Raw genomic sequence first — 18750 nt, 5'->3', positions numbered from 1 at the left:
ACAGCCCTAGTTTTGTCTCGACGGCCCCGACACGCCGGTAGCCACATCTACGGATGTCTAGCCCCACGGCTAGACGGCCCGATACTGTGCGATTCGTGGATCCGGTCCGCAACCCGTACGCCCCCGGCGCCGGCCAGCGTCCGCCCGAACTCGCCGGGCGCGGGCGCGAGCTGGACGTGTTCGACGTGGTGCTGGAGCGGATCGCCCGGGGCCGCCCCGAACGCAGCCTGATGCTCACCGGCCTGCGTGGGGTCGGCAAGACCGTCCTGCTCAACACCCTCCGCTCACAGGCGATCAACCATCTCTGGGGCAGCGGCAAGATCGAGGCCCGGCCCGACCAGTCGCTGCGCCGGCCGATCGCCGCCGCGCTGCACATGGCGGTCCGCGAGCTGGCGCCCCGGCACCGCGCCCCGGACCGCATCGACGGCTTCCTCGGCGTGCTCAAGGCGTTCGCCCAGCGCGCCACGCCCAGCGGTCGCGGCGGGGCGGCTCCGAAGCTGCGCGATCGCTGGCAGCCCGGCATCGACGTGCCGGCCGTCAGCGGCCGCGCCGACTCCGGGGACATCGAAATCGATCTGGTCGAACTGCTCACCGACGCCGCTGCCGTCGCCACCGACGTGGGCACCGGCATCGCCGTCTTCATCGACGAGATGCAGGACCTCGGGCCGGAGGACGTCTCCGCGCTCTGCGCCGCCTGCCACGAGCTGTCCCAACTCGGCGCGCCGCTGATCGTCGTCGGCGCCGGGCTGCCGCACCTGCCGGCCGTGCTCAGCGCCGCGAAGTCGTACTCCGAGCGGCTCTTCCGCTACCAGCGCATCGACCGGCTGGACCGGATCGCCGCCGACCAGGCGCTCTGCGCGCCGGCCGACCGGGAGGAGGTCGAGTACGAGCAGAAGGCCCTCGACCTGCTCTACGAGAAGTCCGGGGGCTACCCCTACTTCGTGCAGGCGTACGGCAAGGCCACCTGGGACCACGCGCCGCGCTCGCCGATCACCGCCGCCGACGTCCGGGTCGCCGCGCCCGAGGCGGAGGCCGAACTGGCCGTCGGTTTCTTCGGCTCCCGGTTCGAACGGGCCACCCCGGCCGAACGCGAGTACATGCGGGCCATGGCGTCCCTCTCCCTGGTCGAGGGGGAGGAGAGCGGCCGGGACGACATGGACGCTGCGGTGCCCACCGCGGAGATCGCCCGTACGCTGGGCCGGAAGCCGGCCAGCCTCTCGCCGGCCCGGGACGCGCTGATCAAAAAGGGGCTGATCTACTCCGGCGAGCGGGGCACGGTCGCCTTCACCGTCCCGCACTTCGGCCGGTACCTGCGCACCCAGCCGGCCTGAGCGCCGGGATCGGAGTCAGACCTTCGACCAGGGGGGCGGGAAGACGACCTCGCCCTGCGGCGGCGCGGGCTCCTCGCCGACAGGCGGCAGCACCAGCGCCTGCCACGGCTCCCCCAGCCCGGACCACGGGCTGGTCAGCCCCATCCGGTCGGCCCGACTGAACCCGAAGCGGCGGTAGAAGTTGGGATCGCCGAGCACCACCACCAGCTGTTCGTCCAGCTCGGTGGCGGCGTCCAGGGCCGCCTGGACCACAGCCGTGCCGTGCCCGATCCGCTGCCGGTGCGGGGCGACCGCCACCGGGCCGAGCGCCAGCGCCGAATACGCGCTGTCGTCGGCACGCACCCGGACCCGGGTCAGCAGCGCGTAGCCAACCACCTCGCCGCCGTACTCGGCGACCATGGCCAGCTCCGGGATCCAGTCCTCGCTGCGCCGGAGCTCGTCGACCAGACCCACCTCCGGCGGCGTGGCCACGTCGGGGCGGGCGAAGGCGCCGGCCAGCACCCGGGCGACCGGTGCCTCGTCGGCCGGATCCTCGGGTCGCAGTCGCAGCGTCGTCACCCGCGCGACCTTACCCTGCGTACCCGGTCCATCCGCGACGGTCGCTGAAATCGTTACGCCGGCCGCCCGGCTCGGGACGTCCACGTCGGCCGATCCCGTTCGTGTGTTGCGGGGGTGACGACCGCCGCGACGGGGTATGACTGAGCCATGAAGCCCGTGCGTACCCTCGCCCGCGTCATGTTGAGCGGCATTTTCGTGGTCAGCGGCGCCCGCACCCTGAAGAACCCCGGTCGGCTGGTGCCCACCGCGAAGCCGGTCACCGACTGGGCCGCCCCAATGATCCAAAATCTGCATCCCCGGATCCCGACCGACACCGAGGCGCTGATCCGGGCCAACGGGGCCACCCAGGTCGTCGCCGGGCTGTTGCTGGCCACCGGTCGGTTCGCCCGACCCGCCGCGCTCGCCCTCGCCGGCACCCTGGTGCCGACCACCATCGCCGGTCATGCCTTCTGGAACATGGACGAACCGGCGGCGCGGGGCAACAACCAGATCCACTTCATGAAGAACCTCGGGCTGCTCGGCGGTCTACTGCTCGCCGCCGCGGACACCGGCGGGAAGCCCGGGCTGCGGTGGCGCGCGGGCCACCGGATCAACCACTCACGTCGCTCCGTGCAGCGCGCGGTCCGAACCGCCCGCCGGGAGGCCAAGATCGCCGTACGCTCGGCGGCCACCGGTCGCCGAGTTCCCGGCTGACCCTTACCGGTGCGGCCACCACCCCCGCGAGGCCGCTAATCACCTGAACCCCCCGAGCCCCGTTGATGCAGTAACCAACAAGAACAAGTGTGGGATCGGACGCGGTCGCAGAACGCGGGAGGCAGTAACGTGAGGCACCGTTCTAGGCTCCGTGCGGGACCTGGACGGGTAGGGCGATCTCGGTACGGAGACAAAGCAGCCGTACGCGCCGGTGTCATCGCCGCCGTCGCCTACGCCGCGTGGCTCGCCATCGGCGCCTTCGGTCGGCCGTACAACTTCTTCGACATGAAGATCTACCACGGTGCCGTGGTGTGGTGGGCGAACGGCCACGAGCTGTACGACTTCATCGCCCCCGCGACGAACCTGGGCTTCACCTATCCCCCCTTCGCCGCGCTGCTCATGCTGCCGATGTCCCGGCTGCCGGTCGAAGTCGCCGGCTGGCTGAACGCGCTGGCCAGCATCGCGGCGCTCGCCGTCGTACTGGCCGCGCTGCTGCGCCCGATCGTCGACCGGCTGGGCTGGTCACTCTGGTTCACCGTCGGCCTCGCCACGCCGATGGCCGTCGCCCTCGAGCCGTCCCGGGAGACCCTCGGCTACGGCCAGGTCAACCTGCTGCTCTTCGCACTGGTGATGGCGGACCTGATCGGCCTGCGCTGGCGGGCGAAGCGGGGCACCCACCAGGCGACCGCCGACTCGGCGCCGGCCCGGTTCGTCTACAGCGGCGCATGGGCCGGGGTCGGCATCGGTCTGGCCACCGCGGTCAAGCTCACCCCGGCGCTGTTCATCGCGTACTTGATGATCACCCGGCAGTGGCGCGCCGCGATGACCGCCGTCGGCACCGCCGCCGGCGTGACGCTCGGAACGTTCGCACTGGTCGAGCCGGAGTCACGTACGTACTTCACCGGTGTGCTCTGGCAGACCGAGCGGGTCGGCGCCGCGGACATGACCGCCAACCAGTCGCTCGCCGGCCTGCTCGCCCGGCTCTACGACGCCATGAAAACACCCGGCCTGCTCTGGCTGGCCTTCGCGTTGCTGATCCTGACGCTCGGGTTGTCCCGGGCGGCCAGCGCCCGGGCCGACGGTGATGAACTGACCGCGTTCACCCTGGTCGGGCTGACCGCCAACGTGATCAGCCCGATCTCCTGGTCGCACCACCTGGTCTGGGTCATCCCGGCGATCATCGTGCTGGCCGACGCCGCGGTACGCCGTCGCGAGGCGAGCCGCGGTGTGCCGCCCCGGGGCGCCGCGACACCGCCCACCGGCGGGGTGCCGGCGCTGCGTCCGCCTATCTGGTATCCCACACTCACCGGCCTGCGGCACGGGGTCGGCGCGCTCACGCTCTACCTGCTCTTCCTGATCTCGCCGATCTGGCCGTACGAGCACCAACTCCCCGAGGTGTCCCACTATCAGGACGGGCTGTTCGGCGCACTGATGGAGAACAGCCTGGCGATCGCCCTGATCGTGCTGGTCGCGGCGCTGCCCTGGCGTCCGGGTGCCGACCCGGCGTTCTATCACGACCGGCTGGCCCGCTCCGCGCACCGCCCGCCGCTGGCCGTCTGGCCCTCCCGCTGAGTGCGGACCGCCGACGTCAGGGGCAGTTCACCCACTCCTCGGCGCCGTCGGCGAAGACCTGCCGCTTCCAGATCGGCAATCGCGCCTTGACCTCGTCCACCAGCCGGGCACAGGCCGCGAAGGCCGCCGCCCGGTGGGCGGTGCTGACCGCCGCGACCAGGGCGACCTCGCCGATCTCCAACGGCCCGATCCGGTGCGACACGGCCACCGCGTACACCTGCGGGTCGGCGGCGATCTCCGCCGCCACCTCGCGCAGCACGGCCTCGGCGGTGGGGTGGCCCTCGTACTCCAGCAGGGTCACCGCGCGGCCGTGGTCATGGTCGCGGACCACGCCCTGAAAGGAGACCACCGCGCCGGCCCGGCGGTCGGCGACCGCCGCCTCATGCGCGGCCAGGTCGAGCGGCCGCTCGGTCACCGCGCCGATGACGATCGCCTCGGCCGGGCGGATGCCTTCTTCGTTCGCGACTACGGGGCTCACCACGCCCGCTCCCCGGCGAGCAGCGGCAGCGGTACGACGGGCACCCCGTCCCCCATCGCGCCGCTGGTGCCCGGCCTGATCACCGCGAAGCCGTCCGCCCCGGCCAGACCGCGCAGCATCGCCGAGCCGACGTGGCGCAGCGGGTGGGCGGTGCCGGCGACCCGGTCGAGCCGGACCAGGGCGAGGTGCGTGTAGTCGCCCCGGCCGGGGATCGGCGCGGCGAGGGTGGCCTCCGGCAGCACCGGCATCGGCCGGCCCGCCAGGCCGGCGAGCAGCGGCGCGACCAGCGAGACCAACGCGACGACGGCCGACTGCGGGTTGCCCGGCAGGCCGGCCACGAACCGGACCCGGCCGTCGCCGTCCACCAGCCGGGCCAGCAGCATCGGGAAGCCCGGACGGACCGCCACGGTGTTGACCACGTAGTCCGCGCCGAGCGCCGCCAGCGCCGGGTGCAGGTGGTCGACCGGGCCGTGCATGGTGCCGCCGGTGGTGCAGATCAGGTCGGCGTCCGCCAACGCGCCCCGCAGGGCCGCCACGTGGGCGGACAGCGTGTCGGCCACCGGGCCCACCACGTCGGCCGGACGCACCTGGCAGCCGTACCGGCGCAGCCAGGCGGGGACCGCCGGGCCGAGGGCGTCGCGGACCCGGCCGGCACCCGGCGGACCGGAGGTCAGCAGCTCGTCGCCGAAGACCAGCAGCGCGGCGCGCGGCCGGCGGCGAACCCGCAGCGTGTCATGCCCGCAGGACGCGGCCAGGCCGATCAGCGCCGGATCGACCGGCGTGCCGGCGGGCAGCAGTTCCTCCCCGGCGTACGCCTCCTCGCCCGGCTGCCGCCACTCGGGCACCGGGCGCGGCGTACCGGCCACCCGGCCATCCCCGGTCCGGGTCGACTCCTCGACCCGCAGGATCGCCGTGGTGCCCGCCGGCACCATCGCACCGGTGGCGATCTCGGCGGTGGTGCCGTCGGCGGTCAGCGGGGGCGGGGTGTGCCCGGCGAGCACTCGACCGACGACCTGCCACGGGCCGTCCCCGCGCACCGCCCAGCCGTCCACGCTGGAGGTGGGGAACGCGGGCAGGTCGGTGCGGGTGGTCAGCGGCTCGGCGAGCGTGTGGCCGTCGGCGTCGGCCAGCGGAAGCTCGACCGCGGGAAGCGCGGCGGCGAGGCCGATCGCGTACGCCCGGGAGCGGGCCTCCTCCCACCCGACCGGCGGCGCGGCGACCTGCGCCACCGCGGCTGCGGTTTTCGTGCTCATCCGGCGAGCCTATCCCCGGCGCGGCGGCCGACGGCTCCAGGTCGCCGAGCTGGAGCCGTCGCCGGGTGCCGTCAGTGGTCACCGCCGCGGAGCTGGTCGACGGCGTGCCGAAGGATCGGCCCGAGCACGGCCAGCCCGTCCTTCGCGCCGCCGCGCGAACCGGGCAGATTCACCACCAGCATCCGGCCGACCACGCCCGCCAGCCCCCGCGACAGGGCGGCGGCCGGGACGGTGTCGCGGCTGTGCGCGCGGATCGCCTCGGCGATGCCGGGGATCTCGTAGTCGAGCAGGGCGCGGGTCACCTCGGGCGTCCGGTCGGTCGGGGTGATGCCGGTGCCGCCGCTGGTCAGCACCACGTCGGTGCCCTCGTCGCGAGCGGCCCGCAGCGCCGCGCCGACCGGCTCGCCGTCCGGCACCACGATCGGTTCGTCGACCTCGCAGCCCAGCTCGCGCAGGCCGGCGACGAGCAGCGGCCCGCTGGTGTCCGCGTACACCCCGGCGGCGGCACGGTTGGAAGCGACGATCACCCGGGCCCGGATCACGCCCGGTCCTCCGGCCGGACCCACTCGCCGGTCTTGCCGCCCTCCTTGCGGAGCACCCGGACCGCGTCCACGGAGGCCGCCGGGTCGACGGCCTTGACCATGTCGACCAGGGCGAGCCCGGCCACGGCCACGGCGGTGAGCGCCTCCATCTCCACGCCCGTCCGGTCGGCGGTCTTCGCGGTCGCGGTGATCTCGACGGTGTCGGCGGTGAGCCGCAGGTCGACGGTGACGCTGTGCAGGGCGATCGGATGGCAGAGCGGAATCAGGTCGGGAGTGTGCTTGGCGCCCATGATCCCGGCGAGCCGGCCCACCGCGAGCGCGTCGCCCTTGGGCAGGCCGTCGCGGCGCAGCAGCTCCACCACCTCGGGCGTGGTGCGGAGCCGACCGGCGGCGACCGCGAGCCGGCCGGAGACCGGCTTGGCGGAGACGTCGACCATCCGGGCCGCGCCGGCGGCGTCGACGTGGGTGAGCTGCACGGAATCGGTCACGGCCGCGAGCCTATCCATTGGGTACGACGTGCCGGCCGCACCGGCACCGACGGTGGGGAGGAGCGCCGCACGGCAGGTGCCGGTCGTGCGACGCTCCTCCCTCAGCCACCCGCCGCCCAGTCGCTGGGGGGAACCTGACGGCGGGCGTCTCGTCGACCCGGTCCGCTGCCGGCTGGACCGCCCCCGTTGGTCGACACGCGGAGGACGGTAGCGGGCACCGCGACAAAAAATCGATAAGCGAGATAGCGACTGATCAACAGGCGGCATCGGGCAACCTCCTCCGGAGGTCGTGCTGCTCGGGTGCTCCGGTTCGCTCGAAGATCGACAGCGCCCGGCGCCAATGCCGGCGCGCCTGCTCTGGTTCCTCCACCATCATCAGGTCCCCGATGCGAGCCAACGCGCGACCCTGCTCCTGCAGGTGGTTGATCCGGGTCGCCAGTTCCAGCGCCCGTTGGTGGAACCGGGTCGCTTCGTCCGGATCACCCTGAGCCTCGGCCGTCACGCCGAGTTCGTTCAGCGCCGCGCACTGGGCGTGACGCTCGCCGTTGTCGATCGCCAACTGCAGCGCCGTCTCGTGCTGCCGGCGTGCCTCGTCGAGCTGCCGCAGTTCCCGTAGCGAGATGCCGAGGTCGACCCGAAGCTCCGGCTCTCCAAGGCGGTGGCCTGTCCGATCCCGAAGCTTCAGGGAAGCATTCATGAGACGGATCGCTGAGGCGTGGTGACCCAGCCTCGTCTTGACTATCCCGATGTGGCCCAGCGCATTCAGCAGATGAAACTGGTCCCCGTTCATTCTGGCAAGGTAGAGATGCAGCGCTGCGTCGAGTTCTCCACTCAAGAAGTAGACGCCCGAGAGGTTGGCACGGAAACGGGCGGCGTTCCGGCGGTCGCCCAACTCCTGACACGCGGCGACCGCCGCCTTCACCAGTTTGGTGGCCTCCAGGTAGTTGCCGGTCCGCACGTATGCGGATGCGAGATAGTTGTGCATCTGGGCAACGGCAGCCCGGTCCCCGATCCGTTCGGCGGCCACCAGGCCATGCTGGTTGGTGGTCAGAATGTCGTCGAAGTAGCTACGGATGTAGCAGAACCGCCATAATGCGCGGGCCAGCCGCCAGGCGTACCCGCCACGACCGGCCTTCTCGGCGTACGCCACGAGCGCAACAAGGTTGGCTCGCTCGCGCTCCAGCCATTCCACATCCGGAGCGCCTAGCGCCACCAACAGCTCGGGACGGGGTGGCGGGTCTACTGCGAGCACCTTCCCGTCCAAGGCCGGCTCCAACAGCACGGCAACGGCAAGCGCCGCACGGAGGCAGAGGTCCAGGAGCCGGTCGAGGGCGTGAAGGCGTACCTGACGATCGTCGAGTCGTCGCGACAGTTCTGAGGCGTACTCGCGCATCAGGTCATGCAGCCGGTACCGCCCGCTCGATGTCTCCTCCAACAGGTGGCGGTCCACCAGATCGTCGAGAAGCCGGGCGGTCTCCGACAGCGGAAGATCCGCCAGCGCCGAAGCCATCGGCGGGCTGAAGTCGTCACCCGGGTGGATGGCGAGCATCCGGAAGAGGTAGCGGCTGCGCTCGCTCAACGGCTCGTACGATGCGGCGAAGGCCCCGGCCAACGTTCGGTTCTCCACCGCGAGCTGGCTGATCCCGCCTGGCCCATTGGCGAGCCGACGCGCCAGGTCCACGACTCGCCAGCGGGGTCGATGTGCCAGCCGGGCACCTGCGAGCCTGATGGCGAGCGGCAGGTACCCGCAGCGCTGGGCCACCTCCCCGGCGGCGTCCGGCTCCGCGGTCACCCGATCAACGCCGGCCGTCACCGCAAGGAGGCGCACCGCCTCAGCCGGGGGCAGGACGCCCAACGATTCCGGAGCGCCGAGCTCCGCGGCGAACAACCGTGCGCGCGTGGTCACCAGGACCACGCAGCCTCGGTCCACCGGCAACGGGGGAAGTAACTGCTCACTGCAGACGGCGTTGTCCAGGACCACCACTGCGCGCCGCCGCGCCAGCTCCCGACGCCAGAGCTCCACTCGGTCGTCGAGTTCGGTCGGCATCCGCCCGGCCGGTATGCCCAACTGCCGAAGCAGTGTCACAAGGATGGCCTGCGGCTCGACGGGGGCGACGTCACCGTGACCCCCGAAGGTCAATGAACAGTTGAGCGTCGGGATAGTCCGGGGTCAGCTTCTGAGCCACATGGACGGCGAGCGTCGTCTTACCGCAGCCGGCCATGCCGTCGATCACCTGGATGACCGATCCGTGCCGGCTTCATGGGCGCGGGGGCCGTGCCCCTCCGCTCAGCTATTCGGCGGCGGGATTCAAGCAGCGACCGCCCCGCAGGATCATCTGTGGCGATGAGCGCCTGCATGAGCAGGACCTGAACATGCTCCCGCGCGTAGCGTCGGGCCGCGTACGGCCGCAGCAGCCCTACGGCGAGGTCCGGACGACCAACCCTCAGGTGCAGGTCGGCCAGGAGCTCGAAGGCTTCCTCACACTTTCGCTCGGCGGCTTCACGCCGGGCCGCCAGAGCCGGACCGAGCGGCAACCCGGCCAGGAGCGAACCGTGCCAGCCTTCGACCACATCGGCCAGCAGAGGCACGGCTTCCGCCGGGCTCTCGGCCTCCGACGTAGCGCGAGCTTCGGAAAGTCGAGCGGTCAGGCGGTTCAGATCGACTGTGTCCGGCGCTCCCGAAAGCCGGTATCCGCCCTGCTCACGAATGACCTCAATATTGCCATCTGCGGCTTTCTCGAAGGCTCGACTGTTTAGGTGTGCCGAGGGGTAGGTTGCAGTCGCCAACGCGGACCCCGAGGTCGCCGAGAACTTTTATCTCCACAGAACCCCACTCCGTGGTCGCGGCATTTCCAGATGATCAAAACGTGAAGTTTACCGATCGCAGCCGATTCACTACGCCCTCCACGTGCCGGTCGGCCGGCAGGGGTTTCGCTGAGCGACTTCCAACGGAACGATTGAGCGACGAGCCACCCCGTACATGAGTCGAGCGATGCCAGCAGTCAGACTGAGCATGGCGTCCAGGCGCGGGCAACGCGCGGCATCAACTCAAGAGCGCTCTGCACAGGCGAGATGGACAGAGTGTCACAAAGCTACTTAAGCTTGGCTAATATTGCGCAATGCGACATTTAGCCGACCTATTGGCGCATCCTTCTCCATAAGATCTCCCCAACTGTTTCGTAATAACCGCTCCGGCGGATTCGGAGCGCTCGAGCTAGGGGAGAACGCCATGCGCGGCAACGAGTGGATGTGAGAAGCCAACGACCATCCCGACCGACCCGGACTTTGCGCTACGGTGCGAGCAGCACCGGGTTATATCGGGAGCGCCATGGACAGTGCACAACGACGCGGCCATGAGGTCGACAGGACGCTGAGGATCCTGGTCGGCCTCATCGTCGTTCTAGCGGTCGCAGTCTGCGCCATCTCGTTGACCTCCGGAACGAGGTCCGCGCCCCACTCGGTCCGCGACTTCGCCACGATCGCCACGCTCACCTTCATGGTCACGGTGGCCACTCTGGTCAAGGCCCGAATCCGTATCAGATCGACGACCCATTCGATCACCTGGAACGAGACGGCCATCCTGATCGGAGCCGCCGTCGCGCCGCTTCCATGGGTGGTCCTCTGCACCGCAGTCGGAGTGGTGGTCGCCTTCACCATCCTCCGGCTCCCCGCCATCAAGACAGCGTTCAGCGTCGGCAAGAACACACTCATCGCGGGCGGTGCCGGGCTCACCCTGGTCACTCTTCAAGGCCCCTCGGATCCCGGGGGACCGCTGGCGTTGCTTGGGCCGATCGCTGCGGCTTATCTCGTGGCCACGGTCCTCGACGAGGTGATGGCGATACCGGTCATCGCGCTCGCCTCAGGCATGCGGATCCGCCAGCAGTTCCGCACGAACTGGGATCTTCGCGCGGTGGGCTTGGTGGTGCGGTTCGTGGTGACCGTCTGCACCCTGCTCATTCTCCGGGCCGACCCCCGACTGCTGCTCGCCGTGCCGCCGCTCGTGCTCAGCCTGCACCTGGCGTATTCCACCCGGATTCGCACCCGCACCGAGCAGCAGGCCTGGCAGCGCCTGGCCCAGACCACCGACGCGCTCAACGTGGTCGACCTCGATCGAGTGCTCACCACCGCCGTCACCCAGGCCGCCGAACTCTTCTCCGCCGACGAGGTCGAGATCGAACTGCGCGAGGGGGATCGCACGGTCCGCGGTGGCACCGGCGGCATCGCGTACGACGGTCCGAGTCCCGGGCCCAGCGCGGTGGACGGCACCGTCATGCCGGTGGTGCTGGAGGGGCATGATCGCTCGGTCAACGTCGGCCTGCTCCAGCTCCGGTTCGCCGGGCCGGTCGAGCTCTCCGAGCGGGAGAGGTACACCCTGCGTACCTTCGCCTCCGCCCTCTGCACCGCGGTCCGCAACGCCCAGGCGTACGCCGAGCTGGCCCGGATCGCCGAGGAGCACGCGTACGCCGCCACCCACGACGCCCTGACCGGGCTCTCCAACCGGCGCCACCTGCTCGACGAGGGCACCGAGCAGTTGACTCTGCGGCACGCCGACGGTGTCACCGCCCTGGTGCTGATCGACCTCAACCACTTCAAGGAGGTCAACGACACCCTCGGGCACGGCGCCGGCGACCGGGTGCTGATGCAGGTCGCCGACCGGCTGCGCGGCGCGGCCCGCCCGGGTGACCTGGTGGCTCGGCTCGGCGGTGACGAGTTCGCCGTCCTGCTACGCGGGCTGCCCGCGCCGGCGGTGGCCGTCCACCGGGCCGACGCCCTCCTCGCCGCCCTGCACGAACCAATCGACCTGGACGGCATGCGGATCAGCGTGGAGGCCAGCGGCGGCATCGCCGTCGCGCCGGCCAGCGGCGGGATGCCCGAGCTGCTGCGCCGCGCCGACGTGGCGATGTACCAGGCGAAGCGGTCCGGCCGACGGACCGCCACCTACGCGCCGACCCGCGACACCGCCGACCTGGGCCGACTCACCCTCGGCGGCGAACTGCCCCGCGCGGTCGCCGACCACGAGTTCAACGTCAACTTCCAGCCGATCGTCGACCTGGGCAGCGGCGAGGTGATCGGCGCGGAGGCGCTGGCCCGCTGGCAGCATCCCACCCACGGCGTGATCGACCCACTGCGGTTCATCGAGGCGGTGGAACGCAGTGGGCTGCTGCCCGCGTTCGCCGAGGCGATCCTCGACCAGGCGTTGATCGCGGCCGGCACCTGGCGGCAGGCCGGCTTCGACCTGCCGGTCTCGGTGAACGTGTCGCCGCGCAGCCTCCTCGACCCCCGGTTCCCGTCGGCGGTGCTGGCCCGGCTGCGGGCGCACGACCTGCCCCCGGACCGGCTGGTGCTGGAGCTGACCGAGACCCTGACGCTCAGCCAGCTCGACGTGGTGGACCGGGTGCTCAGCCGGCTACGCGACTCCGGCGTACGGCTGGCCCTCGACGACTTCGGCACCGGCTACTCCTCGCTCTCCCTGCTCTCCCGCATCCCCGTGCACGAGCTGAAGATCGACCGCAGCTTCGTCACCGCGATGGAAAGCTCGGCCGAGGCCGCCGCCGTGATCCGCTCCACCCTGGACCTGGGCCGCAGCCTCGACCTGGTCGTGGTCGCCGAGGGCGTGGAGAACGAACCACAGCGGCGGGCGCTCTGGGAGCTGGGCTGCGCCGCCGGGCAGGGCCACCTCTTCGCCCGGCCGCTGCCGGCCGGGACGCTGCTCGCCGCCCTCAACCGGGGGGCGGGCGGGCGACCGGGTGCCCTCGCGGCGCCGCTGCACGACGCGGGCGCGGTGATCCGCCTGCCCGGCCGCCGCACCGGCGGTCGAGGCCGGGCAGCTACCCCGGCGGCCACCCGGACCGCCGACGAAACCGCCCACTCCTGACCCGCCGTGTGGTCTGGATGCCGTTGATCGACTCGATGTGCGGCACGTGGTGGTCTCCGCCGGTGGTTGACACCCCCGTTTGCGGAACATGGACGAGGGAGTACGACCCGGGGCGTGGACAGGCGCATCTGCCAGACTGGGCCGTGTGATGGTGGACACCGGTCGAAGCTCCGGGCGCTGGACGAAAATCGACCGCGCGGCCGGCGGCCTCGCCCTCGACCTCGGTCTCTACGCCGTCGCAGCAGCCTTCGCCGGGGTCACCGCCACCACCTCCACCCTGCTCCCGCACCGAGCTTGGGGAGCCCTCGCCACCGCCGGGTACGTGCTCGCGGCGCTCGCCGTGGCCGGCCAACTGCTCGCTCGACGCCGTCGCATCGACACGCCACTCGCCGGGCTCGGTGCCCGCTGGGCGGCAGCCGGGTTCGCCTGGACCACCACGACACTTTTGCCCGTCGTCGCGCAGAGCGTCCAGCGGGCGACCGGGCGTACCGACCGGGCACAGGAAGAAGTGGTGGTGGTCGAACAGGCCGGCACCCGGCTCGCCGAGCACGGCACCCCCTACCTGGGCCACGACGCGATCGCCGCGCTGCCACCGGCGGAACAACTACTCGGCTACACCCCGTACCAGCCCGGAATGGCGCTGTTCGGGCTGCCCCGGGCCGCCACCGACGCCTGGTGGACCGACGCGCGGATCTGGTTCACCCTGGTCACCGCCGCAGCGCTGGCCGCCGCGGTAGCCACCCTGCGGGCCACACCCGGCTCGGCCACACCCGGCTCGGCCACACCGGCCCGAGGCTCCGCCGTGCTCCGGGGCGTACAGGCGGCCACCGTGCTGCCCGTCTGCGCCCTGACCCTGTCGACCGGCGGCGACGACCTGCCCGTACTCGCGCTCTGCCTGCTCGCGCTGGCCCTCGCCGCAGCCGACCGGCCCGGTCGGGCCGGCCTGGCGGTCGGCGCGGCCGGCGCGCTGAAACTCTTCGCCTGGCCGGTGGCGATCGTGCTGGTGTGCTGGGCCGCCACCCGCCGGGCCGGCGTCCGCGCCGCCGTCGGGGCGTTCGGGCTGCCGGTTCTCGCGTTACTCCCCGCCCTGCTGGTCGACCGGGACGCCCTGGTCGAGAACGAACTGCGCTTCCCGCTCGGGCACGGCCTGGTGACCAGCCCCGCGCAGTCCCCGTTCCCCGGCCATCTCATCGCCACCGCGCTGCCCGCCGGCCGGGTCGTCGCCGCCGCACTACTGGTAGCGGCGGGGGTGGCGATCGCCGTCCGGCTCCTCCACCGCCCACCGCGCACCGCCGCCGCCACCGCGCTGATCTGCGGGTACGGGCTGCTCGCGGCGATCCTGCTGATGCCGTCGACCCGTTTCGGCTACCTGCTCTATCCGATCGCCCTGCTGGTCTGGGCCCCCGCACTGGCCAAGGCCGGCGCGCCGCGGCCAGACTTTCGGGCAACTTTCACCACACGACCCGCCGCGAGGGCGTAGACCTGAGGACATGACCACCTATTGCGACCGGGCCGAGGCGGGTCGAGCGCTCGCCGACCGGCTCACCGACCTCGCCGGGCAGCCGGACGTCATCGTCCTCGGGCTGGTACGCGGCGGGGTGCTCGTCGCCAAGGTCGTCGCGGAGCGCCTCGACGCGCCAATGGACGTGCTGGTGGTCCGCAAGCTCGGCGTGCCGTGGGCGCCCGAGGTGGCGTACGGCGCGCTCGGCCCCGGCGGGGTGCAGGTGCTCAACGAGGTGGTCGCCAGCCGGCTGAGCGACGCCGACAAGGCCGAGGTGCGCCAGCGCGAACAGGCCGAACTGGAGCGCCGGGAGAGCCGGTACCGGGCCGGCCGGCCGCCGCTCAACCTGAGCGGGAAGACGGCAGTCGTCGTCGATGACGGGCTGGCCACCGGGGCCACCGCCCGCGCCGCCGTGCAGGTCGCCCGCCACCTCGGCGCCGCCCGGGTCGTGGTGGCCGTGCCGGTCGGCTCCGACCAGGCGTACGAGATGTTGGCCGCCGAGTCCGACCAGGTCGTCTGCCTCCAACTGCCGCCGGACTTCGCCGCTGTGGGCGCGTACTACGACGACTTCCACGAGGTGTCCGACGACGAGGTGACGGACCTGATCACGGCCAGCGCGTAGGCCGAGCTTCGTGCCAGCCTGGATGCCGAGCCGATCCTCCTGTGAGACGCTCGCCCAATGAAGCCCGGCGGGCAGCACATCGCGTTGGCGCAGGCCTACGACGGCATCACCCGGGTGATCGCCGATCTGCCCGACGTCGACCTGCAACGGCCGACCCGCTGCCGGGGCTGGCTCGTCGCCGACCTGCTCTTCCACGTTCTCTGCGACGCTCAACGGGCCCTGGTCGCGCTGGCCAGCCCCGTGCCCGGTCCGCCGGACGTCGACAGCGTCAGCTACTGGCGGCCCATCCCGTCCGGCGGAGACGACGGCACCCGGCACGCCCGGTGGATCCGGCGCTCCGCCGCCGCGTTCGACCGCCCAAACGGCGTGGTCCGGCTCTGGGGCGACACGGCTCCCGCCGCCGTCCGCGCGGCCGGTGCCGCCGTGCACAGCTTCGACCCGCATGGCTGCGTCACCACCCAGGGCCACGTGATCGCCGTACCGGATCTGCTGGCCACCCTCACCACCGAGGCCGTGGTCCACCACCTCGACCTGGTCGTCGACCTGCCCGACGCGCCCCCACCCGGCGCCGTCGCCCTCGGCGTCGCGGTGGCCACGCTGGACGGCCTACTCAGCGACGCCGTCCGGCCGACTTGCTGGGACAACCAGGAATACCTGCTCAAGGCCACCGGCCGGGTGCCGCTGACCGACCACGACCGGCGGGAGCTGGGCGAGGCCGCCGGCCGGTTCCCGCTGCTCGGCTGAACTGCTCGCCCGCAGCGGTTCTCGGCGGAACGGATCAGACGATGGCCATGTCGACGAAGCGGGAAAGGTGCAGCTGAGCCGCGACCGTCACGGTGTCAGTCGGACCATTTCTGTGCTTTGCAACAATAAAGTCCGCTTCTCCGGCTCGCGGCGACTCCTTGTCGTAGTAGTCGTCGCGGTGCAGCAGAAGGACAACGTCCGCATCCTGCTCGATTGAGTTATGAGTGGCGATGCCGTTGGCGATGAAGTTATGCGTCCCCAGCACGGTCGCGTCGTAGACGTCCTGTTCACCTACGGACTCGATCGACACGATCTCGTCCCAGAAGACGTCATTTGTGGCGTGCAGGTCGAGGTCGACAGCGTCCAACACGCTAGCGATCTTCGCGAGCCTCGAGCGGCTGGGGGCATGCTTCCACATCGTGCTGCCGCAGAACTGCGTGCCGTTGGCCGCTGCAAACTCGCGATGGCTCATCTGCTGCTCGGCCAGAATCTCGCGGACCCGGGCCCATACCTCTCTCGGTACGGTATCGACGTTCGGATTGCTCTCCACGCCCTGAAGGCAGTCAAGCAGGGCGGCACACCTGGCCGACCGCTCCCCGTACACGCCGATTTCGCGAAGGAAGCGAAGCTGGTCGTCACGCCCGGAGATATCAAGGGTGTACTGCGGCCGATGACGGGCGACCGGTACCTGTCTCAACCTGGCGGTGATGCCATAGCGGAGCAGGAGGCGGGAGATGTCCTCCAGCATCCGGCGGCTGGTCGAGGAGAAGTAGACCCGACCACCACGACCTGACTTGTTGACGGTGACGGACCCATCGGTAGCCCACAGGTGCCGCAGGAACAGGGTGACCTGCTCCTTGGGCAAGCCGAACACGGACTGCGGCAGGAACTTCTCGTGGGACCTCAGCCCGAACAGGCCGAGTTCGTCCAACCACGCGGCGATCGGATTCCGTCGCCCACGGGCGAGCCGGTACGGCGCGGGTAGGCGGAGGGTGGTCACGCGAGCGGCGGCGTAGTCATCTCGAACGGCAGTAATGCCGAAGTGTTCGGCGGCATTCGACACGGCCTGCAGGTTCATCTCGTCACAGCTGGCGTAGCGAATGGGCTGGCGAGGAACGAAGGAGCCGTCGCCGAGCAGATGCGCAAGCAACACCACCTCGGGTTCGGTCCAAGGCTGAACAGCCAACGGCGGCGGGATGTGCCGAGGAGCCGCGATCCTTGTCTGGACTGTCAGCTCGGCCAACGGCACCCAGCCGCCGAAGGTGAGGAAAGGATGGTTCGCCGTGGCATCGATCTGCTTGCCGGACGCAAGGGTCATCCGGAAAACCTCCCGAGTCCCGCTAGGGAAGGCGTGTGTGAGGGTTCGCGGCGTGTAGCGAAGGCTCTCGTCCAACGCCCAGACCGGGATATCCTTCGCCTTGTCGGCAAGGAGCTGCCCCAAGGTCACTTCGGCGTTGGTGTCGGCTCGGATGAGCCGCGTCTCGGCGGTCAGACAACCGGACTCACGGAGATCAGACAACTGGGGTCGCTTGTCGGTGCGCTGCTCGGGGCCACGGTTCAGCTGGCTCACCGCGATAACCGGGCACTCGACCTCCTTGGCCAGCAGCTTGAGGCCACGGGACAGGTCGGCGACCTCCTGCTGCCGGCTCTCGGTGCGCTTGGGCGAGGTCATCAGCTGCAGGTAGTCGACCACGATCAGCTTGAGGTCGTGCTTCTGTTTGAGCCGCCGCGCCTTGGCCCGGATCTCCATCAGGTTCATGCTCGGCGTGTCATCGACGAAGAGCGGGGCCTCGCTGATCTCGCCCATGCAGCGGGCCAACTTGGTCCAGTCGTCGTCGGAGAGCTGGCCGCTGCGCAGCACGTGCAACGGTACGCGCGCCTCGGCCGAGAGAAGTCGCATAACGATCTCGACCTTGCTCATTTCCAGCGAGAAGATCGCCGCCGCCTGGTTGGCGCGGATAGCCGCGTTTCGGGCAAAATCCATACTTGCGGTCGATTTGCCCAAACCCGGCCGGCCGGCCACGATGATGAGCTGGCCCGGGTGCAGGCCGTTGAGCAGCCGGTCGAGGTCGCTGAAGCCGGTCGGGACGCCGGTCATCACGCCGCCCTGGGCGCCCACCGCCTCAATCTCGTCCAGCGTCGGCTGGAGCATGTCGGCCAGGACGGCGAAGTCCTCGCTGACCCGCTTCTCGGTCACCTCGTAGACGGCCTGCTGGGCGAGGTCGACGACGTCGTCGACGTCCCGGCTGCCGCCCTGGCCGGTGCCGTACCCGAGCTGGACGATCCGGGTGCCGGCCTCGACCAGCCGGCGCAGCACCGCCCGCTCGCCGACGATGCGGGCGTAGTAGGCGGCGTTGGCCGCGGTCGGGACGCTGGCGATCAGCGTGTGCAGGTAGGGGGCGCCACCGATCCGGGCCAGGTCGCCAGAGTCGGCGAGGGCGGCCGCGACGGTGATCGGGTCGGCCGGTTCGCCACGGCCGTAGATGTCGAGGATCGCGTCGAAGATGGTGGCGTGCACCGGACGGTAGAAGTCGTTGGACTTCAGGATCTCCACGACGTCGGCGATGGCGTCCTTGGAGAGCAGCATGCCGCCGAGGACGCACTGCTCGGCGGCCACGTCCTGGGGCGGGGTCTTCTCGAACTGCGCGTCCCGCTGCACCGGCATGGGCGGTTGCCCACCGGTTCGCTCCGTACGCGTGTCGTCACTGACCGACACGGGTCCCCCCTCGCTGCGTCGGATCGAATCCGGCTTGACCGCCGGGTCTGACAGCCTCGGCGACCCTCCGGTCGATCGGGGGCCATCGCCCGGACGGTCGAGGGAACACGATACGGAACCCGAGGTCAGCCCCTCAACAACGGCGGTGGACGAGCCTTGGGACAACCTGTGGATGCCGGGGGACCGACATGTGCGCAGGATGTGCACAGGGGTGTGGACAAGCGCAGAGAATTCCCGGCTAAACCAGCTCTGACCTGCGGAAATGCAATCCACAGCCTGTGGATGGCAGATTTCGGGTCGGATTTCGGCGGCTGGCGCGCGCTACGCGCCGGGATCCACGAGGTCGGGCATGCGGAAGGGCCCGCACCGGGAGTCCG

15 protein-coding genes and 1 pseudogene are annotated in these 18750 nt (G+C 71.0%); 7 read left to right on the top strand and 9 right to left on the bottom strand.

All coding sequences use genetic code 11. The features are described from left to right. The first annotated feature begins 95 nt into the window (after positions 1-95). On the top strand, positions 96-1331 hold the full coding sequence (locus tag AB0C02_RS03745) for an ATP-binding protein (protein ID WP_357540722.1): 1236 nt from the start codon (positions 96-98) through the stop codon (positions 1329-1331). Positions 1332-1346: 15 nt separating this feature from the next. On the opposite strand, the gene AB0C02_RS03740 is transcribed toward AB0C02_RS03745, so the two are convergent. Continuing rightward, positions 1347-1889 (bottom strand): N-acetyltransferase, encoded by a 543-nt coding sequence (locus AB0C02_RS03740; RefSeq protein WP_357540720.1) that lies wholly within the window; start codon positions 1887-1889, stop codon positions 1347-1349. Positions 1890-2036: 147 nt separating this feature from the next. Here AB0C02_RS03740 and AB0C02_RS03735 point away from each other — a divergent pair, with 147 nt between their 5' ends. Both AB0C02_RS03735 and AB0C02_RS03730 read left to right on the top strand, forming a co-directional pair. Further along, positions 2037-2582: a DoxX family protein gene (locus AB0C02_RS03735; RefSeq protein WP_357540718.1), complete on the top strand. Its 546-nt coding sequence runs from the start codon at positions 2037-2039 to the stop codon at positions 2580-2582. A 201-nt stretch (positions 2583-2783) separates the two neighbouring features. Further along, positions 2784-4154, top strand: a pseudogene (locus AB0C02_RS03730) (glycosyltransferase 87 family protein); the annotation flags it as partial. Between the two features lie 16 nt (positions 4155-4170). On the opposite strand, the gene AB0C02_RS03725 reads toward AB0C02_RS03730, so the two are convergent. The 7 genes from AB0C02_RS03725 to AB0C02_RS03695 form a co-directional block, all read right to left on the bottom strand. Further along, complete coding sequence (locus AB0C02_RS03725; protein ID WP_357541033.1) at positions 4171-4584, bottom strand: molybdenum cofactor biosynthesis protein MoaE; 414 nt, start codon at positions 4582-4584, stop codon at positions 4171-4173. A gap of 44 nt (positions 4585-4628) precedes the next feature. Beyond that, positions 4629-5885, bottom strand: coding sequence for a molybdopterin molybdotransferase MoeA (locus tag AB0C02_RS03720; protein ID WP_357540716.1), 1257 nt, complete (start codon positions 5883-5885; stop codon positions 4629-4631). 71 nt (positions 5886-5956) lie between these two features. Then, on the bottom strand, positions 5957-6427 hold the full coding sequence (locus AB0C02_RS03715; RefSeq protein WP_357540714.1) for a MogA/MoaB family molybdenum cofactor biosynthesis protein: 471 nt from the start codon (positions 6425-6427) through the stop codon (positions 5957-5959). Further along, a complete protein-coding gene (gene moaC / locus AB0C02_RS03710; RefSeq protein ID WP_357540712.1) occupies positions 6424-6915 on the bottom strand; it encodes a cyclic pyranopterin monophosphate synthase MoaC in 492 nt (163 codons plus the stop codon). The genes AB0C02_RS03715 and moaC overlap by 4 nt, the downstream gene beginning before the upstream one ends. Positions 6916-7168: 253 nt before the next feature. Continuing rightward, complete coding sequence (locus AB0C02_RS03705) at positions 7169-8962, bottom strand: tetratricopeptide repeat protein (RefSeq protein WP_357541031.1); 1794 nt, start codon at positions 8960-8962, stop codon at positions 7169-7171. Between the two features lie 70 nt (positions 8963-9032). Then, a complete protein-coding gene (locus AB0C02_RS03700; protein WP_357541029.1) occupies positions 9033-9137 on the bottom strand; it encodes a hypothetical protein in 105 nt (34 codons plus the stop codon). Continuing rightward, a complete protein-coding gene (locus AB0C02_RS03695) occupies positions 9121-9702 on the bottom strand; it encodes a bacterial transcriptional activator domain-containing protein (protein WP_357540710.1) in 582 nt (193 codons plus the stop codon). The genes AB0C02_RS03700 and AB0C02_RS03695 overlap by 17 nt, the downstream gene beginning before the upstream one ends. 541 nt (positions 9703-10243) lie before the next feature. Between AB0C02_RS03695 and AB0C02_RS03690 the strand changes: the two genes are divergently transcribed. The 4 genes from AB0C02_RS03690 to AB0C02_RS03675 all read left to right on the top strand — a co-directional run bounded on the left by AB0C02_RS03690 (position 10244) and on the right by AB0C02_RS03675 (position 15657). Then, positions 10244-12790, top strand: a complete 2547-nt coding sequence (locus tag AB0C02_RS03690) for a bifunctional diguanylate cyclase/phosphodiesterase (RefSeq protein ID WP_357540708.1) — start codon at positions 10244-10246, stop codon at positions 12788-12790. 148 nt (positions 12791-12938) lie between these two features. Then, complete coding sequence (locus tag AB0C02_RS03685) at positions 12939-14270, top strand: glycosyltransferase 87 family protein (RefSeq protein ID WP_357541027.1); 1332 nt, start codon at positions 12939-12941, stop codon at positions 14268-14270. A gap of 10 nt (positions 14271-14280) precedes the next feature. After that, positions 14281-14913: a phosphoribosyltransferase family protein gene (locus AB0C02_RS03680; RefSeq protein WP_357540706.1), complete on the top strand. Its 633-nt coding sequence runs from the start codon at positions 14281-14283 to the stop codon at positions 14911-14913. A 57-nt stretch (positions 14914-14970) separates the two neighbouring features. Beyond that, complete coding sequence (locus AB0C02_RS03675; protein WP_357540704.1) at positions 14971-15657, top strand: maleylpyruvate isomerase N-terminal domain-containing protein; 687 nt, start codon at positions 14971-14973, stop codon at positions 15655-15657. A 34-nt stretch (positions 15658-15691) separates the two neighbouring features. On the opposite strand, the gene AB0C02_RS03670 is transcribed toward AB0C02_RS03675, so the two are convergent. After that, the gene (locus AB0C02_RS03670; RefSeq protein ID WP_357540702.1) at positions 15692-18373 is read right to left on the bottom strand and encodes a replicative DNA helicase; all 2682 of its coding nucleotides are present in this window, start codon (positions 18371-18373) and stop codon (positions 15692-15694) included. Positions 18374-18750 lie beyond the last annotated feature (377 nt).

Source organism: Micromonospora sp. NPDC048999, assembly GCF_040649295.1.
Taxonomy (GTDB): Bacteria; Actinomycetota; Actinomycetes; order Mycobacteriales; family Micromonosporaceae; genus Micromonospora.
Note: the sequence above shows the minus strand (reverse complement) of the source record. Positions and strands in the feature narration are given on the sequence as shown.

Coding starts and splice junctions, on each gene's coding strand:
- AB0C02_RS03735 (WP_357540718.1), top strand. CDS start 2,037: ATGAAGCCCGTGCGTACCCTCGCCCGCGTCATGTTGAGCGGCATTTTC.
- AB0C02_RS03720 (WP_357540716.1), bottom strand. CDS start 5,885: ATGAGCACGAAAACCGCAGCCGCGGTGGCGCAGGTCGCCGCGCCGCCG.
- AB0C02_RS03705 (WP_357541031.1), bottom strand. CDS start 8,962: ATGCCGACCGAACTCGACGACCGAGTGGAGCTCTGGCGTCGGGAGCTG.
- AB0C02_RS03700 (WP_357541029.1), bottom strand. CDS start 9,137: ATGGCCGGCTGCGGTAAGACGACGCTCGCCGTCCATGTGGCTCAGAAG.
- AB0C02_RS03690 (WP_357540708.1), top strand. CDS start 10,244: ATGGACAGTGCACAACGACGCGGCCATGAGGTCGACAGGACGCTGAGG.
- AB0C02_RS03685 (WP_357541027.1), top strand. CDS start 12,939: ATGGTGGACACCGGTCGAAGCTCCGGGCGCTGGACGAAAATCGACCGC.
- AB0C02_RS03680 (WP_357540706.1), top strand. CDS start 14,281: ATGACCACCTATTGCGACCGGGCCGAGGCGGGTCGAGCGCTCGCCGAC.
- AB0C02_RS03675 (WP_357540704.1), top strand. CDS start 14,971: ATGAAGCCCGGCGGGCAGCACATCGCGTTGGCGCAGGCCTACGACGGC.